The sequence below is a fragment of the Lactobacillus isalae genome (assembly GCF_947539375.1).
GTDB lineage: Bacteria > Bacillota > Bacilli > Lactobacillales > Lactobacillaceae > Lactobacillus > Lactobacillus isalae.
Genome location: NZ_OX443569.1, coordinates 1581819 through 1608555, shown reverse-complemented (window position 1 = coordinate 1608555; position 26737 = coordinate 1581819). Strand labels below are relative to the sequence as shown.

At 34.5% G+C, this 26737-nt stretch carries 25 protein-coding genes and 1 pseudogene; 20 read left to right on the top strand and 6 right to left on the bottom strand.

The window, feature by feature from the left end; genetic code table 11:
* Nucleotides 1–35 precede the first annotated feature (35 nt).
* Both QM512_RS07860 and QM512_RS07855 read right to left on the bottom strand, forming a co-directional pair.
* A complete protein-coding gene (locus tag QM512_RS07860; protein ID WP_282805170.1) occupies nt 36–1022 on the bottom strand; it encodes a LacI family DNA-binding transcriptional regulator in 987 nt (328 codons plus the stop codon).
* Nucleotides 1023–1032: 10 nt separating this feature from the next.
* Entirely contained in the window at nt 1033–2502 is a 1470-nt protein-coding gene (locus QM512_RS07855; RefSeq protein WP_282805169.1) for a sucrose-6-phosphate hydrolase, read from the bottom strand.
* 239 nt (nt 2503–2741) lie between these two features.
* Here QM512_RS07855 and QM512_RS07850 point away from each other — a divergent pair, with 239 nt between their 5' ends.
* From QM512_RS07850 to QM512_RS07840, 3 genes are all read left to right on the top strand, one after another.
* Complete coding sequence (locus QM512_RS07850; protein WP_282805168.1) at nt 2742–4685, top strand: sucrose-specific PTS transporter subunit IIBC; 1944 nt, start codon at nt 2742–2744, stop codon at nt 4683–4685.
* 102 nt (nt 4686–4787) lie between these two features.
* Complete coding sequence (locus QM512_RS07845; RefSeq protein ID WP_282805167.1) at nt 4788–5297, top strand: O-acetyl-ADP-ribose deacetylase; 510 nt, start codon at nt 4788–4790, stop codon at nt 5295–5297.
* Between the two features lie 15 nt (nt 5298–5312).
* Complete coding sequence (locus QM512_RS07840; protein WP_282805166.1) at nt 5313–6920, top strand: ABC transporter ATP-binding protein; 1608 nt, start codon at nt 5313–5315, stop codon at nt 6918–6920.
* Nucleotides 6921–6966: 46 nt separating this feature from the next.
* Here the strand turns inward: QM512_RS07840 and QM512_RS07835 are convergent, their stop codons facing one another.
* Both QM512_RS07835 and QM512_RS07830 read right to left on the bottom strand, forming a co-directional pair.
* A complete protein-coding gene (locus QM512_RS07835) occupies nt 6967–7650 on the bottom strand; it encodes a gamma-glutamyl-gamma-aminobutyrate hydrolase family protein (RefSeq protein ID WP_282805165.1) in 684 nt (227 codons plus the stop codon).
* A gap of 21 nt (nt 7651–7671) precedes the next feature.
* Nucleotides 7672–8886 carry an MFS transporter gene (locus QM512_RS07830; protein WP_282805164.1) on the bottom strand — a complete coding sequence of 405 codons (1215 nt, stop codon included), beginning with the start codon at nt 8884–8886 and terminating at the stop codon, nt 7672–7674.
* Nucleotides 8887–9061: 175 nt separating this feature from the next.
* On the opposite strand from QM512_RS07830, the gene QM512_RS07825 reads away from it, so the two are divergent.
* The 8 genes and pseudogenes from QM512_RS07825 to QM512_RS07790 all read left to right on the top strand — a co-directional run bounded on the left by QM512_RS07825 (nt 9062) and on the right by QM512_RS07790 (nt 17358).
* On the top strand, nt 9062–9934 hold the full coding sequence (locus QM512_RS07825) for a cytochrome C5 (RefSeq protein ID WP_282805163.1): 873 nt from the start codon (nt 9062–9064) through the stop codon (nt 9932–9934).
* A 60-nt stretch (nt 9935–9994) separates the two neighbouring features.
* Nucleotides 9995–10417, top strand: a complete 423-nt coding sequence (locus QM512_RS07820) for a type I 3-dehydroquinate dehydratase (RefSeq protein WP_282805162.1) — start codon at nt 9995–9997, stop codon at nt 10415–10417.
* Nucleotides 10418–10568: 151 nt separating this feature from the next.
* Complete coding sequence (locus tag QM512_RS07815) at nt 10569–11345, top strand: DUF4931 domain-containing protein (RefSeq protein ID WP_282806459.1); 777 nt, start codon at nt 10569–10571, stop codon at nt 11343–11345.
* A gap of 49 nt (nt 11346–11394) precedes the next feature.
* Nucleotides 11395–12237 carry a MurR/RpiR family transcriptional regulator gene (locus tag QM512_RS07810; RefSeq protein WP_282805161.1) on the top strand — a complete coding sequence of 281 codons (843 nt, stop codon included), beginning with the start codon at nt 11395–11397 and terminating at the stop codon, nt 12235–12237.
* 122 nt (nt 12238–12359) lie between these two features.
* A complete protein-coding gene (locus QM512_RS07805; RefSeq protein WP_282805160.1) occupies nt 12360–13121 on the top strand; it encodes a serine hydrolase in 762 nt (253 codons plus the stop codon).
* An 82-nt stretch (nt 13122–13203) separates the two neighbouring features.
* A complete protein-coding gene (locus QM512_RS07800) occupies nt 13204–14979 on the top strand; it encodes a glycerophosphodiester phosphodiesterase (protein ID WP_282805159.1) in 1776 nt (591 codons plus the stop codon).
* A 153-nt stretch (nt 14980–15132) separates the two neighbouring features.
* Nucleotides 15133–16454, top strand: a pseudogene (locus QM512_RS07795) (PTS sugar transporter subunit IIC).
* A gap of 4 nt (nt 16455–16458) precedes the next feature.
* Entirely contained in the window at nt 16459–17358 is a 900-nt protein-coding gene (locus QM512_RS07790; RefSeq protein ID WP_282805158.1) for a DUF7916 family protein, read from the top strand.
* Nucleotides 17359–17407: 49 nt separating this feature from the next.
* Here QM512_RS07790 and QM512_RS07785 read toward each other — a convergent pair whose 3' ends face one another.
* On the bottom strand, nt 17408–18097 hold the full coding sequence (locus QM512_RS07785; protein ID WP_282805157.1) for a hypothetical protein: 690 nt from the start codon (nt 18095–18097) through the stop codon (nt 17408–17410).
* A 114-nt stretch (nt 18098–18211) separates the two neighbouring features.
* Here QM512_RS07785 and QM512_RS07780 point away from each other — a divergent pair, with 114 nt between their 5' ends.
* Both QM512_RS07780 and yaaA read left to right on the top strand, forming a co-directional pair.
* Complete coding sequence (locus QM512_RS07780) at nt 18212–18571, top strand: hypothetical protein (RefSeq protein ID WP_282805156.1); 360 nt, start codon at nt 18212–18214, stop codon at nt 18569–18571.
* Nucleotides 18561–19319: a peroxide stress protein YaaA gene (gene yaaA, locus QM512_RS07775; protein WP_282805155.1), complete on the top strand. Its 759-nt coding sequence runs from the start codon at nt 18561–18563 to the stop codon at nt 19317–19319. Before QM512_RS07780 ends, yaaA begins: the two co-directional genes overlap by 11 nt.
* 56 nt (nt 19320–19375) lie before the next feature.
* Here the strand turns inward: yaaA and QM512_RS07770 are convergent, their stop codons facing one another.
* Nucleotides 19376–20125 (bottom strand): alpha/beta hydrolase, encoded by a 750-nt coding sequence (locus tag QM512_RS07770; protein WP_282805154.1) that lies wholly within the window; start codon nt 20123–20125, stop codon nt 19376–19378.
* Between the two features lie 120 nt (nt 20126–20245).
* Between QM512_RS07770 and QM512_RS07765 the strand changes: the two genes are divergently transcribed.
* From QM512_RS07765 to QM512_RS07735, 7 genes are all read left to right on the top strand, one after another.
* Entirely contained in the window at nt 20246–20872 is a 627-nt protein-coding gene (locus tag QM512_RS07765; RefSeq protein ID WP_282805153.1) for a histidine phosphatase family protein, read from the top strand.
* Between the two features lie 8 nt (nt 20873–20880).
* Nucleotides 20881–21480: a histidine phosphatase family protein gene (locus QM512_RS07760; RefSeq protein ID WP_282805152.1), complete on the top strand. Its 600-nt coding sequence runs from the start codon at nt 20881–20883 to the stop codon at nt 21478–21480.
* Nucleotides 21481–21597: 117 nt separating this feature from the next.
* Nucleotides 21598–22119: a TetR/AcrR family transcriptional regulator gene (locus QM512_RS07755; RefSeq protein WP_282805151.1), complete on the top strand. Its 522-nt coding sequence runs from the start codon at nt 21598–21600 to the stop codon at nt 22117–22119.
* Between the two features lie 6 nt (nt 22120–22125).
* Nucleotides 22126–23178: an ABC transporter permease gene (locus tag QM512_RS07750; protein WP_282805150.1), complete on the top strand. Its 1053-nt coding sequence runs from the start codon at nt 22126–22128 to the stop codon at nt 23176–23178.
* A gap of 13 nt (nt 23179–23191) precedes the next feature.
* Nucleotides 23192–23869: an ABC transporter ATP-binding protein gene (locus tag QM512_RS07745; protein WP_282805149.1), complete on the top strand. Its 678-nt coding sequence runs from the start codon at nt 23192–23194 to the stop codon at nt 23867–23869.
* Between the two features lie 148 nt (nt 23870–24017).
* Nucleotides 24018–24866, top strand: a complete 849-nt coding sequence (locus tag QM512_RS07740) for a PRD domain-containing protein (protein ID WP_282805148.1) — start codon at nt 24018–24020, stop codon at nt 24864–24866.
* Complete coding sequence (locus tag QM512_RS07735; protein WP_282805147.1) at nt 24863–26737, top strand: PTS beta-glucoside transporter subunit IIBCA; 1875 nt, start codon at nt 24863–24865, stop codon at nt 26735–26737. The genes QM512_RS07740 and QM512_RS07735 overlap by 4 nt, the downstream gene beginning before the upstream one ends.

Genomic DNA, 26737 nt, shown 5'->3' with positions numbered 1-26737 from the left:
ATTCAGACACTTAATCGAAAAAGTGTCTGAATTTTTTAGTTTCCGCTAGATTCACGTTTAAGTAATTCTACTGGCAAATAGTATGTATAATTGTCTAATTTCTCAGTAGGATTGTCGATTCGCTTCTCTAAAAGCTTAACAAGTAATTGTGCAATTGAGGGAATAGGTTGCACAATTGTAGACAAACGTGGTTCAAAATCACGCACTACTTTACTACCATCGAATCCAATAATCTTTAAATCTTCAGGTATTTTAATTCCTAGATCATGGCTAATGTTCAGGATAAGAAGAGCTGTTAGATCATCAGAGGCCACGATGCCATCTACTTTGTGATTTTCTAGTAAGTCCTTTATTGCCATTTCTTTTAATGCGAGGGTTTCATTAAAGATTACTGGGTGAACATGTTCGGTTAATTGTAGTTCTTTGATTGTTTCTTTATAGCCAAGCAATCTTTTTTGAGTAGGGTGACCGTCTAGGGTTGGATTTCCTACAAAATAAATATGGCGAGCACCATGATTATAAAGTTCTTGCGTAGCTAAGCTGCCACCTTTGAAATTATCAGCACTAACAATTGGAATATTATCTGATAGTTTACGATCAAATGAAACAATTGGTAAGCCAGTTTTTTGATATTCTTCAATTCCTAAATTATGAGCACCAGCAATGATACCGTCTACTTGATTAGCCATTAGCATCTGTAAGTAAGTTCGTTCTTTTTCTTTGTCGTTGCTAGCGTTACAGAGAATTGTTTTATAGCCATGGTTAAATAGTTGGTCTTCAATTTTAAAAACTAACTCTCCAAAAAATGGGTTAGATACGTCTGGGAAAATTAAGCCAATCAGTTTAGTCTTTTTTCCCTGCAAAGAACGAGCAACAGAATTTGGCTGATAATTCAGCTCTTTCATTGCCTCGTGAACTTTTTTTCGTGTTTTTTGGCTAATATAGCCGTAATTATTAATTACTCGTGAGACGGTAGTAACAGAACAGCCGGCTTTTGCGGCTACATCGGTTAATTTGACCATTGTCATCTTCCTATAATATAGAATTCATGCTCCATAATCGTCCTGTGTACTTGGTATCTTTGTCAAAGGCAATTTTTTGATTTGAACTTGGTACAAAGAAGCGTAAAGTTGCGACATGGCGACCATCATTGATGAAAATTTCGCATAATGAGCCATCTACGAAAATATCTAAATCTAAATCTTGATTGTCATTAAGTTCAATCGTTCTAGTTGCACCGTAATCTGGATTAACAGCTGGACCGCTTGAAGCACGATCAATTATTAACTTAGCATCTTGAGCGGTATTAAAGTCAACTACTAAACTTGCAGATAAATCTTTATCAGCAGCAAGGTGTAATTTCCCGGCTTGGCCAGCAGATAAATGAAGTTTTAATTCGTATTGTTTACCAGCTTTTTGGCTAATTACTTTTTCATCATTGAGCTGTTTTTCATTATGACGTAAATTTTTGATTGCGTCTACTGGATGTTGATATAACGCACCATTTTTAATTTCCAAACGCTTAACTTGACTGTAGCAATTAGCCCAATTTTCTTCATCAGTTGGATAAGTGCTATCAGGTAATCCGACCCACGAAATTGCGTAGGCATTTCCATCTGGAGCATTAAATGCTTGTGTTGCATATACGTCAAAACCATCATCTAAGTTAGCTGGATGGCTTTGAAGTGGGATGAATTTAGCCTTGCTTAAGTTGATATCTTTACCAATCCAATACATATTTGGATAAATATTTTGATAGTCTGTAACTGACTTGTCTAAGCCTTGGGGACAGAAAATCAAAACAGGATAGTTATTAATGAAAACTAGGTTAGGGCATTCAATCATATAGCCCATTTCATCCTTACCTAAATCTAAATAACCATTTTCATGCCAAGTTTTAAGGTCGTCTGATTCATAAATATCAATATGACCGCTCTTAGTTTTAGCATCTTGGGCCCCAAGTAAAACATAATATTTTCCATCATGCTCAAATAATTGTGGATCACGGAAGTGTTCACTAACATGATTTGGAGGCAATATTGCGGCGTCCTTAGGCTTAGTAATATGATTATCTTTATCCATTTCCGCAATTACTTGATAAGGAATTCTAGTCCAATCTGCATCCCGGTGATTACCTGTATACATTAATAGGAGCTTTCCGTTATGTTCCATTGCAGAACCAGAATATGCTCCAGCATTATCTAAGTCGCTGTCGGGATCAATTGCTGGTCCTAAGTAATGCCAGTGAACTAGATCAGGAGAGGCATAGTGAATCCATGATTTAACTCCATGAACTGGTCCGAAAGGATATGATTGACAGAATAAATGGTATTCACCATTATAGTAAGAAAAACCATTAGGGTCATTAATTAATCCAGAAAGTGGATGAATATGATAGTGCATTTGATATGGGGAAGTTGCAGCTTGAGCTTGAAGATTTAATAAAGTCTGTGCATCCCAATCTTTATATTTACGATAACGTTGTTTTCTTGTCCATTCCATAACTTATTCACCTCATTGAATATGTAAACGCATTCTTATATAGAGAATAGTAACTAAAAAAGATATGTATGTCAAACGAATAGCAGTATTTTAAAGGCTAACGCATTTTATAAGAATGAAAAAACCAGCAAAATAATAATATTTTTTGTGATAAGCGCTTGACATAAAATCAGAATGCGCTATCATAATACATGTAAAATATTTAAAAACGCTTACACATTTTTGAGGAGGAGACAGACATGGATCACAAAAAAGTTGCTGAGACAGTTATTGAAGCTGTTGGTCGCGACAACTTAGTAGCCGCTGCTCACTGTGCTACGCGTCTACGTTTAGTCTTAAAAGACGATAGTAAAGTAAATATGAAAATGCTTGATAGCGATCCAGATATCAAGGGTACTTTCAAAACTAATGGTCAATTTCAAATTATTATTGGACCTGGCGATGTTAACAACGTCTACGATGAATTAATTAAAATGACAGGTCTATCAGAACTTTCAACTGATGATTTAAAGAACGTGGCTCAAAAGGATCAAAAGTTTAACCCAGTAATGGCTTTTATTAAACTTTTGTCTGACATTTTCGTTCCTATTATTCCAGCCTTAGTTGCTGGTGGTTTGTTAATGGCCTTGAACAACTTCTTAACTTCTCCAGGTTTGTTTGGAGCCAAATCAGTTGTTCAAATGGCGCCTAACGTAAAAGGCTTATCTGAAATTATTCAAGTAATGTCAGCTGCTCCATTTATTTTCATGCCTATCTTGGTTGGTATGTCAGCTGCTAAACGTTTCGGAGCTAACCAATTTTTAGGTGCAACTATTGGTATGATTATGACTACTCCCGCTTTAGGCGGAGCAGGTAAGTTCTGGGATATTTTTGGTTTACATGTATCTCAAACTAACTACCAATATCAAGTTATTCCAGTTTTAGTTGCTGTTTGGCTTTTGGCATTCTTAGAAAAGAGATTCCACAAGTGGCTACCATCTGCAGTTGACTTCACATTCACACCACTTCTTTCAATTATGATTACTGGTTTCTTGACTTTCACAATTATTGGACCAGTCTTTAAAGGTGTGTCAGATGCAATTACTGCTGCCATTGTTTGGTTATACAACACAACGGGTGCCTTTGGTATGGGTATCTTTGGTTTATCTTACTCAGCTATTGTTACTACTGGTCTTCACCAAAGTTTCCCAGCAGTTGAAACTCAACTTTTAGCTGAATATGCACGTGGTCGTGGATCCGGTGACTTTATCTTTGTTACCGCATGTATGGCTAACGTTGCCCAAGGTGCTGCTACATTTGCTATTTACTTCTTAACTAAGAATGAAAAGGTAAAAGGCTTAGCAAGTTCATCTGGTGTTTCTGCATTACTTGGAATTACCGAACCAGCATTGTTTGGTGTTAACTTGAAGTACAAGTTTCCATTCTTCTGTGCTTTAATTGGTGCAGGTGTTGGTGCTGCTTTTGCAGGATTAATGCATGTTACTGCTGCTGCTCTTGGTTCAGCTGGTTTCCTTGGATTCTTGTCAATGGTTCCAAAGAGCATTCCAATGTGGGCACTCTCGGTAGCAATTAGTTTTATTGTTGCTTTTGGGTTAACTTTTATATACGGTAAGCGTCACTTTAAAGAAGACGTAGTTGAAGAATCTGGTACTGTTGAATCAGCTGGTGATCAAGTAGCACAACAAGAAAAAGCTGATCAAATTATCAAAGAAGATAAAGAATTACATGATGAAGTAATTGCTGCTCCTGTTTCAGGTAAGGCAGAAAGCTTAAAGGATGTTAAAGATCCAGTCTTTTCAACTGAAGCAATGGGTAAAGGTGCTGCAATGGTACCAAGTGAAGGTACTATCTACTCCCCAGTAACTGGTGAAATTACAGTTGCTTATGAAACTAAGCATGCTTATGGAATTAAATCTGATGAGGGTGCAGAAGTTTTAATTCATATTGGTATTGATACTGTTAACATGAAGGGTGAAGGTTTTACTACTGATGTAAAACAAGGCCAACATGTTGAAAAAGGTGAAAAGTTAGGAACGGTTGATTTAGATGCTGTTAAGAAAGCAGGATACGACACAACTGTTATGACTGTTATTACTAACACAGCTAGCTATGCAAATGTTCAACGTATTGATGGCGTAGACAAGAAACATGGCGACGATCTAATTGCAGTTACTAAGAGATAATTATTGATAAGTAAATCAAAATAAGCTCATTTCCTACTTTGGGGATGAGCTTATTTTTTCGTTTGAGATAAAATATAAGTATGAAAGAAAGGGTGAGGGTTAGTGAATGATATTCAAGTGATTCAAGCAGATATAACCAAATTAAACGTGGATGCAATCGTTAATGCAGCCAATCGCACGCTTTTAGGTGGCGGTGGAGTTGATGGGGCAATTCACCGTGCAGCTGGTCCAGAGTTATTAGTAGAGTGCCGAACACTTCATGGTTGTGAAACTGGTGAAGCAAAAATTACTAAGGGGTATAACTTGCCTGCTAAATATGTTATCCACACAGTTGGCCCTGTGTATAATCCTAATTTTGCTCAACAAGATGCTGAATTATTGGCATCTTGTTACAAAAATAGTCTTAATTTAGCTAAGGAATATGACTTACATTCAATTGCTTTTTCCTGTATTTCAACTGGTGTTTATGGTTATCCAAAAGTAGATGCCGCAAAAATTGCGGTTGAAACTACAAGAAACTGGTTTAAACAACAAAAATTTAATATTAAGGTCTATTTTTGTGTATTTGATTCAGAAAATAAAGCCATATATAATAAACTAACGTCTAACTAAAGTGAGGAGTTTTAGATGAGTTTAAAATATGCAAGAAGAAGTCAGGTGATCTGGTTTACTATCTTAGCTGCGATAAAGGCCTGTAATATTTTATTTGTAGCTTATATGATTAAAATTATGCTAAATGTCGCATCATCACATTCAAAAGATGTGATGCACTTAGTACGTTTAGCAGCTTTGACTGCGTTAGGACAGCTTTGTTTTATGATGAGTAATTTTGTCTATGAACAAGTAAAAATGGGCATAATTCGTGATGTTAACATGGTCTTTAAGCAAGCTAATTTACAGTATTTAGTTGATCAAGGTGATCCTGATATTAAAAATGGCTTGTCGCTTATGACTAACGATCTAAAGCAAATTGAAACTAATCGAATTACGGCGCAACTCGATATGATTTATCAAGGCTTAACTTTTGTTGGATCATTAGCTTTTGCCTTGTATAATTCATGGCAAATGACGATTATTTTTGTAGTTGCGATGGCTGCTCCGGCAATTGTACAAATTTTTACAAGTAGAATTATCACTAAAAAGTCTAAGATTTGGGCTAAAACGAATGCTAACTATACGCAAAATGTTTCGGATTCTTTAAATGGCGCTCAATCGGCTAAACTATATAATGTTAAAGATAATATTGTAGTGAGAGCGACTCATTCAGCTCAAAATATGGAAAATGCCTTGCGTAATATGAACTTAACGCAGGCTTGGGCGTTAGAGTTGATTTACTCAGCTGCCGAATTATTCTGCTTTATTATTCCATGTACGATTGGTGGCATAATGATGATGCAAGGAAGTTTGAGCGTGGGTACGCTATTTATGATGGTTGACCTAGCAATGAACTTCATTACACCAGTTGTAACCCTCTTTAATGAGTTCAATCAGGTTAAGTCTACTGTACCAATGTGGAAAAAGACACAAAAAGCCCTTAATTATGAAGCAATTGAAAATTCAGAAAAACCAGAGAAGTTTCAAGGATTGGATGTTGTAAATCTTGCTTACCAAACTAAATCTGATAAGCACACAATTTTTACCGATGTTAATTTGCAGGTGAAACCTGGCGAAAAGATTTTGCTCATGGCTCCAAGTGGTTGGGGAAAGACTACTTTGCTTCGACTAATGCTAGGATTAAAGCATCCAGTAAAGGGAAAAATTTTAATCAATGGAGAAAATGTAACTGGAGATTGGGCTAAAGCTCATAACTACTTCTCATATGTTAACCAGAAACCCTTTATGTTTGATGATACCTTGCGCTTTAACATTACTTTAGGCAGAAAAGTTAGCGATGAAAAATTAAAGCAGGTTATTCATTTAGCAGGATTAGATGAATTGGTGAAAAAAGAAGGTCTAGATCATAAAGTTGGTGAAGCTGGAAATGGCTTGTCAGGTGGTCAAATTCAACGAATTGAAATTGCACGGGCACTCTTGTCTGGCAGACCAATTTTATTAGCAGATGAAGCTACTAGTGCCTTAGATCCTAATCTATCTCTTGCAATCCATGAAACGTTATTGAAAAATCCTCATGTGGCAGTAATTGAAGTTGCCCATAAGATTTCGCCTGAAGAAAAGGCAATGTTTAATAAGATTGTTCATTTGAATTTATGCGAAGGTAAAAAGGATAATAGATAAAATAAGAGCTAGTGAGAATAATTTTTTCTCTCTAGCTCTTATTTTATTATTTCAACTTATCAAAAAAGTTGGTAAAGATCTTCTCTTGCTTTGGATCATTTAGTAATTTATCTGGACGCCATTGAATTCCGAGCATTGTTTGATCAGTTGACTCAATGGCTTCAATGATTCCATCTGGTGCAGTTGCTACAATATTAAAGTTATTGGCAATTGTCTTAATTGCTTGGTGGTGATTGCTGTTTACGTAAGGATGAGTACCGGTTGCTTTAGCAAGCTCACTTTCTTCGGTTACATTTACGTGATGGCTTTCTAATGACAAGTCATTAGGTTGAATATGTTGAATACCAGCGCCTGAATTTTGAGCATAAATATCTTGAAAAAGAGTTCCGTTGAAGGCTACATTTAGCATTTGCATTCCGCGCCCAATCCCTAAAATCGGTAAGTTAGAATCATGAGTATTTTTAATTAAATTTAGCTCAAATTGGTCTCGATGTGGATCAGTTTCTTTTAGTCCAGGAAGTGGTTCTTCGTTATAGAAAATTGGTGTAATATCAGGACCATCACTAAGGATCAAAGCATCAAAATTAACATTTGGTAAGGGCATTGTCTTTAAACTTACTGGAGCAAAGACAAGAGGAAGATATCCCAATTTTACAACAGTATCAATAATGCTACGATCAACGACTAATTGATTATTTTTGATGCTTGCGGTAATACCAATAGTTTTCATTATAATTACTCCTTTAACAAGTTAGGCATTTTGACGACGAGAGGAGAGTAGCATGATTAAGTAATTAATCAAAAGTGTAAATCCCGTTGCTGCAAATACCCATTCATAAGTAAACATACCAGAAATAGTTGAACCTAGTAAAGACCCTAAAACTGCACCAACTGCTTGGAAAGATTGGTTATATGAAAAAACTCTTCCGAATGCTTCTGGTGGGACATTCAAAGTTAGAATTGTTTGAGCAGCAGGAAGTAAGCCAGCACTAACAATACCTAAAAGAAAACGCCAAAAGGCTAGTGACCAAGCGTTTGGAATAAAAGTCATAGGGATGAACAAAATTGTAGCAATAAGCAGTCCCCAACGCAAAACTTTATCAGCTCCAATATGATCCATTAAGTGTCCAATATGAGAAGCCGAAAGCATAGTTCCAAGACCAGGTGTTGCTGCAACAATACCAGCGATTAAGGCAATATTATTACTATGGGGTATTAAAGATTTTACGTATAAAGAAACAATAGGATCAATTGACATGGTTGATGATTGAACAATCATAGTAGTTATAAACATAATGACGATTAATTTAACGTTAGGTAACTCATGCATTATTTTGCTCATTGGTTTTATCTTTTCACGAGAAACTGGAGTAAAGTCTTCTTTTACTAATAACCAAGTTCCTAGAAAAGTTAAAAACATTAGTCCACCAGTAATAAAGAAAGGAATCCGGTAACCTAAGGCGCTAGATAGGGCACCACCAATTAATGGTCCCACTAAGTTGCCAGCAGTTCCAGCGGTCATCATTTGGCTCATTACCCATCCGCTACGCTGGTGAGGCGTTTCACTAGCCATTAAAGCAGTTGCGTTATTAATATAGCCTGAAAACAGGCCCTGTAAAAACCGCATGCAGATAATAAAAAGGGCACTTTGAGCTAAACCAGTAATAAAGATAGTTAAACTCATAACGCCGGCAGCACGCATGCACATTAGTTTTCTACCTTTGCGGTCAGCTAGATTTCCCCAGTAAGGAGAAATAATGGCCTGGGCAATAAAAGTCATGGCAAAGGCTAATCCAGAATAAAGGTTTAATTGTAATTTATTATAGTGACCTAGTTCCGCCATAAATAAAGAGATAAAAGGCATTGTCATTGAATAACCGAGTCCAGTAATAAAACAGCCTAGCCAAAGTATATAAAATGTTTTATGCCAGCTATTTGGCAAAGTAGAAGAGTGTGATTTACTCACATAGTCATCCCAATCCAAAATATGTCTTATTTTTTCAATAATCTATTTTAGCATAGTGTTTTTTAAATCAATTTTCATGATCTCTTTAAGTTGTTTAATTTTCTAAAAAAAGTAATGCGCGTAATGGTGGAACGTGCTAATATTGATTAGCAAAATAAGTTAAAGGTTGAGTGTAATGAGCAAGATGCAAGACTCTAAAGATAAGAAAAATCAAAACGTTTTAACTAGGGAAGAATATCGACAACGTTTAGCAAGCCACGGCAAAGTAAATGTTTGGGATTTATTTTTAAATCGTCCCTATGTTTCAGTAACTTTAATTGTGCTTGCAATTATCTTTATTATGACTAAGTGGTGGCTTGGGCTGGTAATTCTAATTGTTATTGCAATTGTTAGTGCTTTTATCATTGTTAAAAGTAAGAATCCTGGCCGCACTTTTAGCTTAGAATTTAAATTAGGTGGAAATAAGACACTTCATTTGCTTAAAGCATTGCAGCTAGGAGCATCAATGATCATGTTTTTATCTACTTATATGAGACAAGTCGTAACTATTAATTTTCAAACTACTGGTTCGCAAGATATGCTAAAAATGCTGCAAGGTGCAGCTGCTAGCACAAATAATGTCTACGCTGCGCAGGGAGCAAATGTAGTTGGCTTGCTGGATAATTTATTGGGAGGTAGCCTATGGGGAACGTATCGCTACGCTGCAAACAGTGGTCAGTTTATGAATGACCCTGCTGGTAAATGGATCATGATTTGGACTTTTCTTTTAATGGTTGCACCAGCTATTTGTGTGTTAGCTCAGTTCTTTAGAGAGCCTTATTCACGCCGGGCAATGTTAGTTGGATCTGGTATTTCAACAGTTTTATTTGTTTTAACTCCAACTCTTATTCATCAATGGGCTAACCAATTTGCGATTAATCACCAAATTAATCCAGCTCAAATTGGTCAGATGTTCAGTGTTGGCTACATGGCTTACTTTGGTATGGGATGTAGTATTATGGTATTTGTAATTGCGATCATTCGGAGTATTAAAAGAGATAAATTTTAATGAATGAAAATAAAATTGCTACTATAATTTAAGTAGCAATTTTTTATTTGGAGAAAAAAGATGAGTTTTGATAAAAAACAAGTATCAGTAAAGAATGAAGCTTTCTCAACTCTAGTTAATACTGGAAGAAGTGAAGCTGATGTACTAAAACAAGCCCAAGAAATAAAAAAGCTCCAACCTGAAATGATGGAGTGGAGAATAGATTATTTTGAAGATGTGGTTTTAATGAATCGGCTGCTTGAAGTAGCTAATAAAGTTAAGAGCATTATGACTGACATTCCAGTTTTAGTTACTTTTCGTAGTCAAAAGCTTGGCGGTGAAACTGAATTGGATAGTGAAGATGCATATCTAAATTTAGTAAAAATTGCTATTGATTTTAAACTGGGTGATGCAATTGATATTGAACGCGATCATGTTTCTGATCGAGTAGCGGGTTTAATTCAAGACGCTAAAGCCAAAGGTTTAGGTGTTGTACTTTCTTGAGTAAACAAAAACTCTTTCGGAAAAGTGACCGAAAGAGTAAAGTTAAGGAAAGCTACAAAATGTTATATGAAAGCGCTTCAACCGCCTTCACTGATTATTATAGTAGACTATGGTCTGAAGTGCAAATGTTTTTTAGGATGGAGAGATGAAATTGAATAACGATCCACTTATATTTGAATTTGCAATAGCTAAAGATAAACCATCCAGTTTTAATGACAAGAAGGATAATACTTGTCCTTTTTGCGATGTAGAACACTTGACTGATATCTATCAGACTAATGGACCAATGATTTGGCTAGCTAATCGTTTTCCAACTCTAAAGGATACTAAGCAGACCGTACTGATTGAATCTGACAAGCACGACGGAGATGTAAGCAACTATTCAAAGGAATATAATCGTGAATTGATGAAATTTGCTTTGAAGTGTTTCAATAAAATGGAACAAAGCAGTGAATTTAAGTCAGTACTTTGGTATAAAAACTTTGGGCCTAAGTCTAATGGTTCTTTATCACACCCTCATATGCAGATTGTAGGTTTAAATAAAGAAGATGGCTATAAATATATTCATCAAAATAATTTTACTGGAATTACTGTCTTTAAAACAAATAATATAGAAGTTAATTTTGCGACTCATCCTGTTCAGGGCTTTCAAGAGATAAATATTAATTTGCTAGAAAATAGTGGTGTAAACTCTTGGGCAGATTGGATTCAATATGGAGTACGTTATACTTTAGAGAAAATGTATGGCGGTCGCTGTGATTCCTATAATTTATTTTTCTATCCAAATCAAAGCGAAATTTGCTGCAAGATTATTCCACGCTTTTATGCACCACCTTATTTTGTAGGTTATAAATTATCTGAATGTAATGATGACGATACTTTAAGAAAAGAAGCTAAAAGATTATTAAACTTTGTGCAAGAATCTTGAAATAATATTTCAGCACCTTAAAATGTTGTATTAGAAATAGAGGTACATTATGGATTTATCGACTAAGGTTTTAAACAACTATCCTAATTTTAAGGGCGCATCTAAAAAGATTGCCGATTATTTGCTTGCACATCCTAAAACTTTTTTGCAAGAAGATGCACAAGGTTTAGGCAAAATTACTAAAACTAGTGCTGCTTCGATGATTCGCTTTTGTCAGCAACTCGGTTTTAAGGGGTTAAAAGATTTTCAAATTCAACTTGCTCAAGATACCCCGCAAGAAAATGAGAATACAATTGATCCAATTGTGGGAAATCATGATAATCCGCATATTGTCTTACAAAAACTTTTATCAAGCATTGAAAAAAATACTGAACAGACAGCTCATTTGATTGATGGAATGGCATTGAATCAAGCAATTAACTTTTTGAAAAATGCAGATCGAATCTATTTAGCTGGTGTAGGAGCTTCAGGTCTACCTGCTCAAGATCTTTACTATAAGTTTATCCGTAGCGATAAAAATGTGATTTTTAATCAAGATGTTCATATTGCTTTGGAACGAATATATTATTCTCGCTCAACAGATGTTTTAGTAATCTTTTCTTATAGTGGTTTAACACAGGAAATCTTATTAATGGCTCAGCAAGCTCGTAAAAATAATACTCCAATTATTGCAGTTACTCGCTCTCGTCAATCTCCTTTAGTTGAATTGAGTGATGTGGTTTTGGGCGTATCAACCGATGAAAAACTGCTTAGAGTCGGTGCGATTAACTCACTCTTTTCTGAAATGCTCGTTTCAAGCGTATTGTTTTTAGCAACAATTAATCAAGATTTGCCTAAATTAGAAGAACGGTTTAGGAATACTGAATTAATAACCAATCAATTAAAAAATTAACCCCATCTTGATCCGCAATAATAAAAAGTTTTAAAATATTTTTATAAATAAAAATACTGACATAATATATAAGATAATGTAAGTTAAGTTTTGTCTAATCTATAAGGGAAGGCGATTACTTTATGTTAAAGGATGGAATTACTGAAATTATCCAAAAGTATGATATTGATGCAAGTGTAATTGTTAAACATGGCGATCAGATAATGTATCAGCATCAAGCTGAGAAAATTTTTCCAGCAGGAAGTTTGATTGATCTGGCGATTGCAGCGTATATTGAAGATCAGTGGAAAAAGAATCCAGACATTGTTAATGAAAAAATGGAAGTTACTGATCTTTCTCGAGTACGGGGTGCCGGAATTATTGGTGATTTGCGTCGCACTAATTGGAGCGTTCGAGACTTAGTCTATTTAACTAGTGCACTTTCAGATAATGTAGCAACTAACTTATTAATTGAAAGGTTTGATGTTTATGAAATTGATGAGTGGCTAAAGGAGAACTATCCCGGTTTGCGATTGGGTAGAGAGCTAATGCGCTACTCAGCTACTGGTCAAGATAATGAATGTACAGCTATAAGCATTGATAAACTTATAACGCACTTAATGACTACAAAAAATCTATTTTGTGCTTTAGTTCGTAAAGGCTTGAGTAATCATACTATTCCTACAGACTTAACTTTTTATGGAGATAATATCGTTACCTATAATAAACTAGGAAGAGATCGACAAGCTTGTCATGAAGTTTGTGTCTTTATGACAAAAGAAGCGCCAGTATTTTGTACTGTATTAAGTAGTTATAAGGGGAGAAATATAGAAGATAGGTTGTTTTTCCAAGAATTAAGTAAATTGATTTTTTCTCATGTAAAAACAGCTGAGATTAAAAAATAGGAATCCGAAATAAATAGGATTCCTTTTTCTATGGGCAAAATTGTAAAATGTTAATAAAAAAAGCAATAACGGGGGTTAATTTTTGAAGGACATTTTTCGAGAAATAAATCACTACTCTAAGAATTTTAGACAGCATCTGTTAGAATATATAGCCTTACTAGTTGGAATAGATATTTTTACTCAGATGTTAGTAATTCCAGTGTTCAGATATATAACAACAGGAATTTTAAAGGCTAGCGCAATTCCATTTATTTCCTATCAAAATATTATTACTATTATTACAACTCATACTCTTGTATTCTTAAGTTTACTTATTGAACTAGTTGCTTTACTTGTGGTGATTTATGGTGTCTTTGCCCTGATCCTATTAGGAATTAGAGAGATTTCTCAAGGAAAGTTTGTATTTAAATTTTTGTTAAAAGAACTATTTCAGGCCTATAAATCAGTCCGAGTTAGTTCTGTATTTTTATTAACACTATATTTTTTATTAGTAGTTCCTTTTGCGGATACTGTTTACCGAACTCCTTTACTAGCAAAAGTTCAAATACCTGAGTTTATCTTGGATTTCTTGATGCGAAACGTTTGGTTAGCTAGTGGGGTAATAATCTTTTACATTATTGCTTTTATCTTGGGGATTCGCTTAATTTTGACCCTCCCTATAATGATCTACCAAGGAGAAAAAACTCTGCCTGCAATGAAAAAAAGCTGGAGATTAACTAGTCATAAATCTTGGTGGACACTTTTAAGTCGTTTATTAGTACTAGGAATTAGTGCCGGGTTAATCTTATTTGCTTTTTATCTATTGGTGTATTTCTGCCAATTGGGATTTGATCACCTGTCAAATGCTCTCAGCTTGAGTCTTGCTACATTTAATTTACTATTAGTTCAAATAATCAGTGAGTTTGTTGCGCTTTGGACTAGTGTAGCTTCTATATTGATTATTGTTCAGCCATTGGAAAATTTTCAACCTCAAACACAAGTAAAGTTTGCGAGAAGAAAGACAGTTAAAATAGTAGACCTATGTTTAATAACTATTTTTCTTTTAACCGCTGGCGTTAACAATGCTCTTTATTTGAAAGGTGCTGATATGCAGCGACCTCTCACTATTTCGCATCGCGGAGTTAGTGATAAAAATGGTGTCCAAAACACTATTCCCGCTTTGAAGAAAACTGCTAAACTTCATCCTGATTATGTCGAAATAGATCTGCATGAAACAAAGGATAACCAATTTGTGGTTATGCATGATGAAAATCTAAAGAAACTAGCTGGTATCAGTAAAACGCCAAAAGATTTAACTTTAAAGCAACTAACTAAAATTACGCTTCATGAAGATGGGCATCATGCCAAAATCGCTAGCTTTGACCAATATTTAAGGGTTGCTGCCAAGCTAAAGCAAAAATTATTAATTGAAGTTAAAACAACGCCTAATGATTCGCCTAAAATGCTGGAAAGATTTAATAAAAAATATAGTAAATTAATTCTTAAACGCGAGTATCAGGTTCAATCACTAGATTACCGCGTTATTGAAGGCCTGCATCAGATTAATCCTAAACTGTTTGTCTTATATATTCAGCCCTATAATTTTACTTATCCCCAGAGTCTTGCAGATGGATATTCTATGGAATATTCAACTTTAAATAATGATTTTATATGGCAAGCGCAGCTTCAAAACAAACCTGTTTATGCTTGGACTGTAAATGAATCAAATATCATGATGAAGATGATGTATGAGAATGTTAATGGGATTATTACGGATCAATTAGCTGAATTAAATGAGACTATTAAAGATTTTGAAGATAATCGCAGTAATGCAAATAAGTTATTGAATTATATTTTGATATTGCCTGATGAAGAATAATGAAGGTAATTAAAGCATCCTTATATTGGGATGCTTTTTTTGTTTAAAAGAAAGTGCTTATAATTGATTAAGAAAGCGCTTTATGATAATATAGGTATATACCAATTCTTTAAATAATAAATTAAAACTATTAATAAAAGGGGGATTAGAAAAATGAGTAATAGATCGAATGCTGTCAATGCTTGGGTGAATAAAAATGTAATGCCCATTGCAGCAAAAATTGGCGCCTTTAAGCCGCTAATTGCAATTCGTGATGGTATTGCAATGGCGATGCCACTAATTATTGCAGGTTCATTATTTATGGTTATTAATAGTTTCCCGGTTAAGGCTTGGACTTATTTCTTAACTGAGACTGCTGTGCATGGTGTAAGCTTGTCGCAGATTTTAATTAAAGTAAGTAATGGGTCTTTTGGGATCATGGGTCTAATTGCGGCTTTTGGAATTGCGTGGAGCTATGCTAACCAATATAAAACTGATGGTGTTTCTGCTGGGATTATCTCAGCTTCGGTATTCTTCATTGTAACGCCAAGCATTATGAGTGGCGATAAAGTGCCTGCTGAAGGTTTTCCGTATGTTTATCTTGGCAGTCGTGGTTTATTCGTTGCAATTTTCTTAGGCTTGCTCAGTGCTTGGATTTTCCAATGGTTTATTAATCATAATATCCAAATTAAGATGCCTGATACGGTTCCACCGGCAGTAGCTAAGAGTTTCTCAGCCTTAATTCCAGGTGCTGTATGTATTTTCCTAGCTGGTTGTATTTACTGGCTATTTTCATGGGCACATTGGGGTAACTTACATGATGTAATTATGAATATCTTAGCTAAGCCATTAGGCTTACTTGGAAATACCTTGCCTGGAACATTAGCATCAATTATTCTAGTGAGTCTGTTTTGGTTTGTAGGTATTCACGGAGGAAATGTAGTAAATACCGCAATGTCTCCAATTTGGTTAATGCAAACCGAGTTTTAAGTCAATCTGGAAAATTGGATCTGGCACATGGTGGTAATATTATTACTCAACCTTTCATTGATAACTTTGTTTACATGGGTGGTGCTGGTGCGACTATAGGTTTAGTTTTATGTATAGGTTATTTAGTCTGGAGAAAACGTGCAAGTAGGCAAAATGAAGTTTTAGCTCCATTAACTATTATCCCGGGTATTTTTAATATTAATGAGCCAACAATGTTTGGGTTGCCCGTTGTTTTAAATTTAACTTTGATTATTCCATTTATTATTGCACCAATGTTTAATGCAATTATTACATACATAGCAATGCAATTAGGATGGGTACCATTATGTACTGGAACCGTTATTCCATGGACGATGCCACCAATCATTTCCGGATTTTTGGCAACTAATAGTATCGCAGGTTCAATTTTGCAACTATTTAATATTGTTGTTGATATTTTGATTTACTTACCGTTTGTGGCAGCTTTGAATAATCGTCAAGTTGTTGAAGAAAATAAGAAGGACTAAAAACATGGTTACAAGAATTATAAGTGCGAATGCTAGTGAAATACTAAAGATGAATGGTGCAGAATTAAAGCAAAGCATTAAGGCTAGCGAAGGTAGAACAGTTTTAAGCGAAAATGTGGTTATTGAGCCCGCAATTGATGGATTAACAACTTCAGAAATTGCTGCAGCTTTTGGAGCGGACTTAATTTTATTGAATCTTTTTGATACTTTAAAGCCAAAAGTAAGTGGATTAGAAGTGGATAATGCAGAAGGCACTGTTAAAAAACTTCAAAAATTAACAGGTCGTCCGATTGGTGTCAATTTAGAGCCGGTTGATGATCGTGCAGAAATGGAATCAACCAAATTACATATTTCTTCAGGCCGTACTGCAACAGTTGAATCAATGAAAGCTGCTGAAAAATTAGGTTTTAACTTTGTTTGCTTTACTGGAAATCCAGGTACAGGCGTGACTAATAAAATGATTGCTAAGGCTGTAAAAACAGCTAAGGAAAACTTTTCAGGATTAATTATTGCAGGAAAAATGCATGGAGCTGGTGTAGACGAACCAGTGGCTAGTGAAGAATCAGTTAAGGCATTTCTAGATGCTGGAGCAGATGTGATTTTGGTTCCAGCTGTTGGAACGGTTCCAGGCTTTACTAGCGAAGAATTAATCAAGATTGTAAAAATCGTTCATACGCATGGAGGATTGGTGATGAGTACAATTGGTACTAGCCAAGAAAGTTCAGGTGCTCAAACCGTTCATGATATTGCCTTGCAAAACAAAATTTGCGGTGTTGATATTCAACATATTGGAGACGCAGGCTGGGGCGTAGTTCCGCCAACAGATACTATTTTTGAATTAAGTAAGACAATTAGAGGAATGAATCATACAATTTCTCGTATGGCTCGCTCAATTAATCGATAAATAAAAAAGAAGATATCTAGGTGAAATTTCCTTGATATCTTCTTTGCTTTTAATATTCAGTTTTGCCCAAATCATCTTCAGGACGGTGAAGTTGAAGGCGTAAACCGTAAACAGAGAAATCTTCATTGTCTGTTTGGCGATCTAACTTAAGCTCCAAATGATCACCATCTTGCCTAAATTCTACTTCGTTTCTAGTATCAATCCAGACTGCTTCTTCAACATGAGGAACATGTTTTAATTCAATACTTTCTTCAAGTGGAATATGAATGAAAATGTAGCGTTGATACTTAGCAATGGCATTGTAGAAAATATGAACGTTATCTTCGTCCGCTTTGATTTCATGGTCAGCGCGACTTTCATAGTAGGCATGACCAAATCGATCAATCCATTTTTGTAAGGTCTTCATTGCTGGATCTGATTCTGGCTTAATTGATCCATCTTGATTTAATTCAACTTCAAAATAGATATTCATATTATCTAATCTAGCAGCAATTAGTTTTGCTAAGACGTCAGGAGAGATTAATTTTTCAGCTGGACGTTTTTGACAAAACTTAATTGCGTATTTTTGACAAGCAGTTTGTAAGGCAGCTGCTTGCGAGTCATCGCCGTCTTTAATACTTACGCCTCTAAACCCGTAGTCTCTTGCATGACGCACAAGAGCATCTGCATCAATTGTGCCCTTAGGAGCGACTTGATATTGCAAAACAAGTCCAATATTTAAATCTTCTTTTTCACACATTTTATTATTCGCTTTCTATGTCATTTTCAAGATTGATTATAAGTGGAAAATAAATATTAAGCAAAGCAAAATGGTTTCACGTATAATTGAAGTGATTATAGAAGGGACGAAAAAATGGTTATTTTTAATATTATTTTATACGTTACAATTGGCTTTATTGTATATTTTGGCTATCAAACTGTACTTCATTATCATAAACATGAAAATGTTAATTTCTTACGTGGATTAATAATTAGTACGATTATTTTAGCGGTTTTAGTTTCCTTACAAATTTATTGGGCATTACCAAATATTGTTGGTCTTTTTTTATGGCTATTTATAATGTTCTTATTTGTTAGTGTAGCTACTAGTGCCAGATATATTGTAGCTAATCCGCAAGATAAGAAAAAAAGAAAAGTGGAGTTAATAGCATCGGCAGCTTTAGCAGTTGTTAGCCTGATTATTTTATTTGTTGTGGTTGCCAATGTCAGATAAACAAATGAAAATAATTATCGCCCCTGCTAAAAAAATGAAGGTTGATCAAGATACTTTTTTAGTGAGATCAGAGCCAGTTTTTTTAGATAAAACTCAAGAGTTGTTAGACTTTTTGAAGACTAGAGACTTTGACCAATTAAAAGGCTTGTGGAAAGCAAATGATAATATTGTTCGTGCAAATCAAAATAATCTTTTAACAAGTAAACTTGATCGAAATTTAACGCCGGCTATTTTAGCGTTTTCTGGAATTCAGTATCAATATTTAGCTGGAGATATCCTACCGCAAGAAGGGCTAAACTATCTTCAAGATCATTTGCGGATTTTGTCTGGTTTTTATGGCATTTTGAGACCATTTGATGGAATAATTCCATATCGTTTAGAATTAAAAACTCAAATGACTGGCTTTAAAGATTATAGTCTTTATCATTTTTGGGAAGATTTGCCATACCAAAATTTATTTACTAACACAGAAACTGTGATAAATTTAGCTTCTTTAGAATATTCACGCCTGATTTCACCATATTTAAAAGATGGCCAGAAGCTAATTACAATTAAATTCCTTGAAAATAAAAATGGAAAATGGCGCCAGATTGCTACACATGCCAAAATAGCTCGTGGAGAAATGGTTAGATTTGCAGCTAAAGAGCAGATTAATAAACCAGAAGATTTGAAAAGCTTCTCTGATTTTGGCTATGCTTTTTCAGAAGAAGATTCTACAGAAGAAGACTATGTCTTTAAGAAATTGTAATTGATTGCGATAAAAAAAGAGAGATCAGTAGATCTCTCTTTTTTGCTGATAATAAATTAAAAAGCGTTATTATCTTGTAAGAATTCTGCAGTTAACTCAGCTGCAGTTTTTTGATAGTCATTGCTAAAGCGATGATCTGCACCCTCAACTAAATGCAGAGTACTATTTTCATATACTTGATCGTATTTCTTTGAGGCATCAGGAGAGACAACTGTATCATTTGTACCGTGTATTAAGCAGACTGGCTTAGTGAAGTGCGCTGATACTTCATAAATAGGTAATTGTTGCGCAACACGTAAGTAAAATCCACCTAATGTTAAATCCTTAAAAGGAAGACGGTCAGGAATATGGTCCGGGTTATATGTTACGCCTTGCGTACTTCCTTTGAGAGCATCAGTTTTTAGTGTAGCAGCTGGAGCCAGAAGGACTACTTTTTTAATAATGTCAGGGTAAAGTCCAGCAAGCATTGAAGCAATTACGCCACCTTGTGAATGACCTACTAAGTAAATATTGCGTACGTGAGGATCAGTTTTAACATAATTTAAAATAGCATTTGCATCTTCGATTTCATTTAAAACAGTCATGTTCTCAAATTTCCCATCAGAATCACCATGTCCGTTAAAGTCGAAACGAACGCTAGCAATGTTTTCATCACGTAGATCACTCGCAATTTCTTTTAGGAGGAGTGTGTTGCGGTTAGCAGTGAAACCGTGGAAGATAATTGCCATATCGTAGATTTCACCAAAGGGTTCTTCACGCGTTCCGACTAAGTTAAGTCCATCACGCTCAATTGTAATTGTTGCCATATTAATGCCTACTTTCTTTTTGTCTGACTTTATTATAGTCTGACATGTGAGATAATTTAGTAGCTTAATGAATTTTTAGTATAATATTTTCTTGGATAAAGAATAAAGGATTGTGATGATATGGATCTGTTATTAGTAAGACATGGAGTTAGTGAACACAATACTTCAGATGTGATCTCCGGCGGTACTAGTAACCCTAACTTAAGCCAAGCAGGCGTTAAACAAGTAGAAGAAGTAAGTAAATTAATTGATAACAGTAAACTTGATCAAGTATATGCTAGTCCGTTAATTAGAGCTAAAAGAACGGCACAGATTTTAACTGATTTTCAAAAAGATATTATTACTGATGATAGACTTAGAGAAATGAACTTTGGCTCATGGGATGGTCAGCATGCGGAAGAATTGAAAGTAAAATATCCAGATGCTTTTGATGATTTGGGAACAATTAATAGTAAGTATGCGGATTATGCGAAAAATGGTGAGACTTTTAGTCAAGTAGCTGATCGAGTAGAAGAATTTCTATCAGAAATTCAGCCGAAGGCAAACGACAAGACAATTATGATTGTGTGTCACGGATTTGTAATTAGGAGTTTAATAGCTCGATGGTTTAAACTAAAAATTGAAGATGTAATGACAGTCAGAAATGTTAGTTTTACAGAACTTCATTTTGAGAAGAATGATATTGAGCGGCCAAGATTGATGACTTTTAATCGGACGGAGCCTTTATATTATGGAATTAAGAGGTAATCAAGTTTATGAGAGTAGTAATTTTACGTCATGGAACTACTGAACTAAACAAGCAAGGTATGATTCAAGGATCAAGCGTTAACCCTGATTTAAGTAAAGAAGGACGTGAATATGCGGAAAAAGCGGCTAAGAATTTTGATCCTAGTCAATTTGATGCAATATATGCAAGTCCTTTAAAAAGAGCACAAGAAACTGCACGAATTTTTGTAGGAGATAAAACTCCAATTCAAACTGATAAGCGAATTGAAGAATTAAATTATGGTTCTTGGGATGGAAAATCTTCTGCGGAATATCGTGCTAAATATCCAGACGCTTTTAATAAAAAAGGATTAATTAACGACAATATCTATAAATACGCTTCAGACGTTGAAAAGCGCGAAGATTTTAGAAAGAGAATTGCTGCATTCTTTGATGATTTATATCAAAAGCATGCTGATGACACAGTTTTAGTAGTTTGTCATGGTGTGGTAAGTAGAATGATTTGCGCTCACTTTTTAACTAATGGTGATATTAAGTACTTTGATCAAATGCAAAATTGTGGTTTGGCAGAATTAGATATTAATAAAGATTATGGTACTTTAGTTTACTATAATCGTGTTTTAGCCTAGTAATGAAACTCATGCAAATTTAGCATGAGTTTTTTTAGTTATAAAAGTTGACACGGTGTCACTTTAAGAATAAACTTAAAACAAGTTAAATGACACGATGTCACATGAGGAAATGATATGGTTAGTGAGACGTTTATAAATCTTTCGGATGAAAAGAAACAAAAAATTGAAAAAGCACTCTTAAAAGAGTTCAGCACTTATCCGTTAGCTAAAGCTCAAGTAGCAAGAATTGTAAAGGATGCAGAAATTGCGCGAGGTGCATTTTATAAATATTTTGGAGATTTAAAAGATGCTTATAGCTATCTATACGGTCTAGCGATGAAAGAAGTTCATATGGGGCCTCCATCAAGACTAAGGGAATTTGATCCAGAAGCTTTTTATAAAATGACCGTTGATTTTATTAACCAGACCGAGAACAGTGTTTACTTGGATCTGGTTAAGATGCATATTAGTCAGAATCAGGCTTTTATTGGTGAAAATAAAAAGAAAAAATTAGCCTTTTTAAATTTAAATTCTAAAGTTTGGGCTGCAATGGTTCTGACTCATGAAGCTATTGATTTAGCTTTATTTGATAAAAAGAATAAAGACAAAATTTTAAAAAGATATCATGAAAGTTTGTGTTTATTAGAAGGAAAGTAGGAAAAAATGTTTTTAGCTCTAAAAGAAATAAAATACGAGAAGTTGCGATATGGATTAATTACACTAATGATTTTTTTAATTGCATATTTGATCTTCATGCTGTCGTCATTATCGGTAGGTTTAGCTTCAGAAAATACGCAAGCAGTTAATAGTTGGCAGACGCAATCTGTTGTTTTAAATGATAATTCTAATGTGAATTTAAATCAGTCTTTATTAACTAAAACAGAATTAAAGGATTTTAAAAAGACAGATAATGACAGTTATATTGGAATAGTTCCAATTGTAGTAAAAGAAAAGAAGCATCAAACAGTTTCCGCTCAATTTATTGGTCTAAATAAAAGTGAATATATTTATAAAAATTTAGAAGTCGTATCGGGACGCAAGGCTAAACATGATAATGAAATAGCAGTAGATCAAATTCTTTGGAATCGGGGATATCGTCTTGGCGATGAAGTTACTTTAAACGGTAGCGACAAAAAATATAAAATCGTTGGTTTCTTAAAAAATGCCAAAATTAATATTGCTCCAATTGCTTATGGTACGATGGCTACTTGGAAGAAATTACGTCCTATGGCTCCTAATGTTGTTGCATCAGGAATTATCTCCAAGAAAAACTTAGACTTCAAGACTAAGAATGTTAAATCATATAATAAACAAACTTTTGTTAATAAGCTTCCTGGTTATACAGCACAAAATTCCACCTTTGAATTAATGATTGGCTTTCTATTTGTAATTTCATTAATTATTATTGCAGTATTTTTATATATTTTAACCATTCAAAAGATGCCAAATTATGCAGTCTTAAGAGCACAAGGAATACCAAGCAAGACTCTAATTGGTGCAACGCTTAGTCAATCACTTATCTTAGTGATTTTAGGTACGGCGTTAGCATATATTTTGATGTTGGGTACGGTTAGTGTAATGCCAGCTACAGTACCAATTGATTTTGCACCGTGGATTATGATTTCAACATTTGTTGGAATGATCTTAATGGGGATAATTGGTGGGTTAATTCCGATTAGGTCGATTCTTAAAGTGGATCCTTCAAAGGCTGTTTAGGAGGAAAATTTATATGTCAGTAATTGAATTAAAAAATGTAAGTAAATCCTATGGTCAAGGAAGTGCTAAAGTTGATGCCCTTAAGGATGTTAACTTTGAGGCTCAAAAAGGAGAGGTAGTTCTAATAGAAGGTCCTTCTGGTGCTGGTAAGAGTACATTTTTAACTATCGCCGGTGCTTTGCAAAAGCCAACTTCTGGTGAGGTTTTTATTGGAAAAGAAAATGTAACTAATTATTCTCCTAAGCAAGCGGATGCCTTAAGATTAGATAAAATTGGCTTTGTACTTCAAGCTTATAATTTGGTTCCATACTTAACAGTTCGTGAACAATTCATCTTAGTAGATAAAGTTAAAAAAAGCGGCAATCTGAGTAAAGATGCACTTGATGGCCTATTAAATGAATTAGGAATTATGCAGCTGGTAAATAAATATCCTAAAGAATTATCTGGTGGTCAGCAGCAAAGAGTTGCCATTGCAAGAGCTTTATATGCGGATCCAGCAATTATTTTGGCAGATGAGCCAACTGCTTCCTTAGACAGTGAAAAAGTTGAAGAAGTAGGGAAACTATTTAAATCTTTAGCTAAGCAAAAAGAAAAAGCAATTATCTTAGTTACTCATGACTTAAGGCTTAATAAGTATTCTGATAAAATCTATGAAATGTTAGATGGACATTTGAGTTTGAAAAAAGGATAAAATTCATCTTGAACTATATCCAAGAAAGCGGTAACATAACATGTGAAAAGTGAATGTAGTGAGATTGTAGCAACTTTTTGCACAAAACCCACTTAACCCTGTTGATAAAGGGCTAAGTGGGCTTTTTTTGTTGCTTTAAGGAGGCAAGATGAAGATAACTAGAATTTTAAACAATAGCGCTGTGATTAGTGAAAACCAAGATCATGAAGAAATTATAGCTCTTGGTAAAGGTATTGCTTATGGTAAAAAAGTTGGAGATGAGTTTGATAAGCAGAAGATATATAAAATTTTTACGCCATTGTCTGATAGTCAAAGAAAGTTATTACTAGAGACAATTCATGAAACAGATCCTATTTTCTTTCAAATTTCACAGAAAATTGTGGATAGGTTGAAACATGAAGAGAATATCGAATTAGCTGATAGTGTATATATTACTTTGACAGATCACCTTGCTACAAGTGTAGAAAGAGCGAAAAAGGGTTTGTATTTAAGTAATAAATTTATTTGGGAAGTTAAAAATTACTATCCAAAAGAATACAAATATGGTTTATGGGCTTTAAAGTTGTTAGATATGCAATTTGATTTGAATTTTCCAGAAGATGAAGCAGGTTTTATTGCGGTACATATCATTAGTGGAGAGCTTGGAAATGATATCAGTGACTTTAGTAAATCTGTTGATTTTATAAAGTCAATTACTAAGATTGTTAGATACTATTTTCATATTGATATTGATTATCAATCCTTAAATTATAATCGTTTTGCAGTTCATTTGAAGTTCTTCTGGAAAGCAATGATGTATAAAAAAGATCAATCAAGCTTTGGAGACTTAAGTAGAGAAATTTTAAACGTAATAAAAAATAGTGATATTGAAGCTTATAAATGTGCTTTAAAGATAAAAGAGTATATTTCGGAAAAATACAATTATGAATTAAACAATGAAGAAATCATGTATTTAGCTATACATATTAACAAGATCGTACACGGAGAAGAAAAATGAGTTATGAAAAGATGAACAAACAAATCATAGCCGCTGTTGGTGGAGAAGATAATATTCAATCAGTTGTCCACTGTGCAACAAGACTACGATTTGTTTTAAAAGACGAAAGTAAAGCGGATGATGCAGCCGCCGCAAGAATTCCGGGCGTTCTGCAAGTTGTAAAAAAGGCTGGACAATATCAATTAGTTATTGGAAGCACTGTAGAAGATGTTTACAATGATTTGGTTAAAATGATTAATATTGAAAATGACGATAGTTATAAGTCTACGCCTAAAGAAAAGAAAAATATTTTCGATACTGTAATCAGTGTTATTACAGGGTCCATTGCACCAGCTATTCCATTACTTGCTGGTGCTGGTATGGGTAAAGTTTTACTTCTGATTTTAACGATTAGTGGCCTACTTTCAGATAAAAGTCAGACGTATCAAATTTTGAATTTGATTTTTGATACTGGATATTTCTTTATGCCAGCCTTTATTGGATTCTCTGCCGCTAAAGTATTCAATACTGATCAATATTTAGGTGCTTTTATGGGCTTAGTAACTGAGCATCCAATTTGGACAGCAATGGTTGCAGCTAAAAAGCCAGTGGACTTCTTAGGGATGCCGGTGCAGTTGATCAAGTACTCTTCTACTTTAATTACTGCGATTATCTCTGTTTGGATTATGTCTTACATTTATAAGTATGTTAAGAAATATACTCCTAACATGGTTAAGATTTTTATGGTGCCAATGTTAACAATGTTAATTACGGCTCCACTAATCTTCCTAGTAATTGGACCAATTTCTAACATGATTTCAGAAGGAATTGGATTTATTTCTATGTGGCTATTCCATAATGCTGGTATTGTAGCTATTCCGATCTTAGCAGCTGCATATCCATGGCTTGTTTCAATTGGTATTCACAAAGCCTTAAGTCCAATTAGTATACAATTAGTCGCTACTCAAGGATTCGATCCAATTATCCGTGTAGTTGCGCTATGTTCGAATATGTCTCAAGCAGCTGCTTCGTTGGCTGTAGGTATGAAGAGTAAAAATAAAGAATTAAAGAGCTTAGCATTGTCATCAAGTGCGACTGCTTATTTAGGCGGAATTACTGAGCCAGCATTGTTTGGTGTTAACTTGCCATTAAAGAAACCTATGTATGGTGCAATGATTGGTGGTGCAATTGCTGGTGTTGTTGCAAGTTTTATGAAGATTAAAGCCTTTATTTACGTAACTCCTGCATTTTTAAGTTTGCCAATGTGGGTTTCTAAAACTGAAAACTTTGTTATTCAAGCTATTATTGTAATTATTGTTGCTAGTGTAGCTACATTTATAGCTACGTGGGTAATCGGATTTGATGATCCTGTGGACGAAAAGTCAGAAAAAAATAAGCAAAAAGAAAAATTTGAACAAACTCATGAAAAGCATGATTTAAAGAGCCCTGTAAAAGGAACGGTTGAACCACTTAGTGAGGTTAATGACGAAACTTTTGCTAGTGGAGTAATGGGTAAAGGAATTGCAATCGTTCCTAGTGAAGGTAAAATATACGCACCTGATGATGGAGTAGTTACAGCTACTTTTGATACCGGACATGCAATTGGACTACATTTAGATAATGATGCAGATGTTTTAATTCATATTGGGATTGACACTGTTCAAATGAATGGTGATGGATTTAAGCAATTAGTAAAAAAGGGTGACCATGTAAAAGCTGGACAAGAATTAGTTGCTTTTGATATTGATAAAATTAAAAAAGCTGGCTATGATCCAACAGTTATGATGATTGTGTTGAACAGTAAAGATTTCTTAGAAGTATTGCCAGTTGTGACTAAAAAGGATGAGAAAAAAGATGTTACAACGAGTAGCAATGTCATTGTATTAGCTTAG

What these genes read in the sequence shown, in the direction of transcription:
- yaaA (WP_282805155.1), top strand. Translation starts at nt 18,561, where the DNA reads ATGTCAGATAAACAAATGAAAATAATTATCGCCCCTGCTAAAAAAATG.
- QM512_RS07855 (WP_282805169.1), bottom strand. Translation starts at nt 2,502, where the DNA reads ATGGAATGGACAAGAAAACAACGTTATCGTAAATATAAAGATTGGGAT.
- QM512_RS07835 (WP_282805165.1), bottom strand. Translation starts at nt 7,650, where the DNA reads ATGAAAACTATTGGTATTACCGCAAGCATCAAAAATAATCAATTAGTC.
- QM512_RS07740 (WP_282805148.1), top strand. Translation starts at nt 24,018, where the DNA reads ATGAAGATAACTAGAATTTTAAACAATAGCGCTGTGATTAGTGAAAAC.
- QM512_RS07840 (WP_282805166.1), top strand. Translation starts at nt 5,313, where the DNA reads ATGAGTTTAAAATATGCAAGAAGAAGTCAGGTGATCTGGTTTACTATC.
- QM512_RS07810 (WP_282805161.1), top strand. Translation starts at nt 11,395, where the DNA reads ATGGATTTATCGACTAAGGTTTTAAACAACTATCCTAATTTTAAGGGC.
- QM512_RS07825 (WP_282805163.1), top strand. Translation starts at nt 9,062, where the DNA reads ATGAGCAAGATGCAAGACTCTAAAGATAAGAAAAATCAAAACGTTTTA.
- QM512_RS07770 (WP_282805154.1), bottom strand. Translation starts at nt 20,125, where the DNA reads ATGGCAACAATTACAATTGAGCGTGATGGACTTAACTTAGTCGGAACG.
- QM512_RS07860 (WP_282805170.1), bottom strand. Translation starts at nt 1,022, where the DNA reads ATGGTCAAATTAACCGATGTAGCCGCAAAAGCCGGCTGTTCTGTTACT.
- QM512_RS07745 (WP_282805149.1), top strand. Translation starts at nt 23,192, where the DNA reads ATGTCAGTAATTGAATTAAAAAATGTAAGTAAATCCTATGGTCAAGGA.
- QM512_RS07780 (WP_282805156.1), top strand. Translation starts at nt 18,212, where the DNA reads ATGGTTATTTTTAATATTATTTTATACGTTACAATTGGCTTTATTGTA.
- QM512_RS07790 (WP_282805158.1), top strand. Translation starts at nt 16,459, where the DNA reads ATGGTTACAAGAATTATAAGTGCGAATGCTAGTGAAATACTAAAGATG.
- QM512_RS07805 (WP_282805160.1), top strand. Translation starts at nt 12,360, where the DNA reads ATGTTAAAGGATGGAATTACTGAAATTATCCAAAAGTATGATATTGAT.
- QM512_RS07755 (WP_282805151.1), top strand. Translation starts at nt 21,598, where the DNA reads ATGGTTAGTGAGACGTTTATAAATCTTTCGGATGAAAAGAAACAAAAA.
- QM512_RS07850 (WP_282805168.1), top strand. Translation starts at nt 2,742, where the DNA reads ATGGATCACAAAAAAGTTGCTGAGACAGTTATTGAAGCTGTTGGTCGC.
- QM512_RS07760 (WP_282805152.1), top strand. Translation starts at nt 20,881, where the DNA reads ATGAGAGTAGTAATTTTACGTCATGGAACTACTGAACTAAACAAGCAA.
- QM512_RS07820 (WP_282805162.1), top strand. Translation starts at nt 9,995, where the DNA reads ATGAGTTTTGATAAAAAACAAGTATCAGTAAAGAATGAAGCTTTCTCA.
- QM512_RS07750 (WP_282805150.1), top strand. Translation starts at nt 22,126, where the DNA reads ATGTTTTTAGCTCTAAAAGAAATAAAATACGAGAAGTTGCGATATGGA.
- QM512_RS07735 (WP_282805147.1), top strand. Translation starts at nt 24,863, where the DNA reads ATGAGTTATGAAAAGATGAACAAACAAATCATAGCCGCTGTTGGTGGA.
- QM512_RS07765 (WP_282805153.1), top strand. Translation starts at nt 20,246, where the DNA reads ATGGATCTGTTATTAGTAAGACATGGAGTTAGTGAACACAATACTTCA.
- QM512_RS07785 (WP_282805157.1), bottom strand. Translation starts at nt 18,097, where the DNA reads ATGTGTGAAAAAGAAGATTTAAATATTGGACTTGTTTTGCAATATCAA.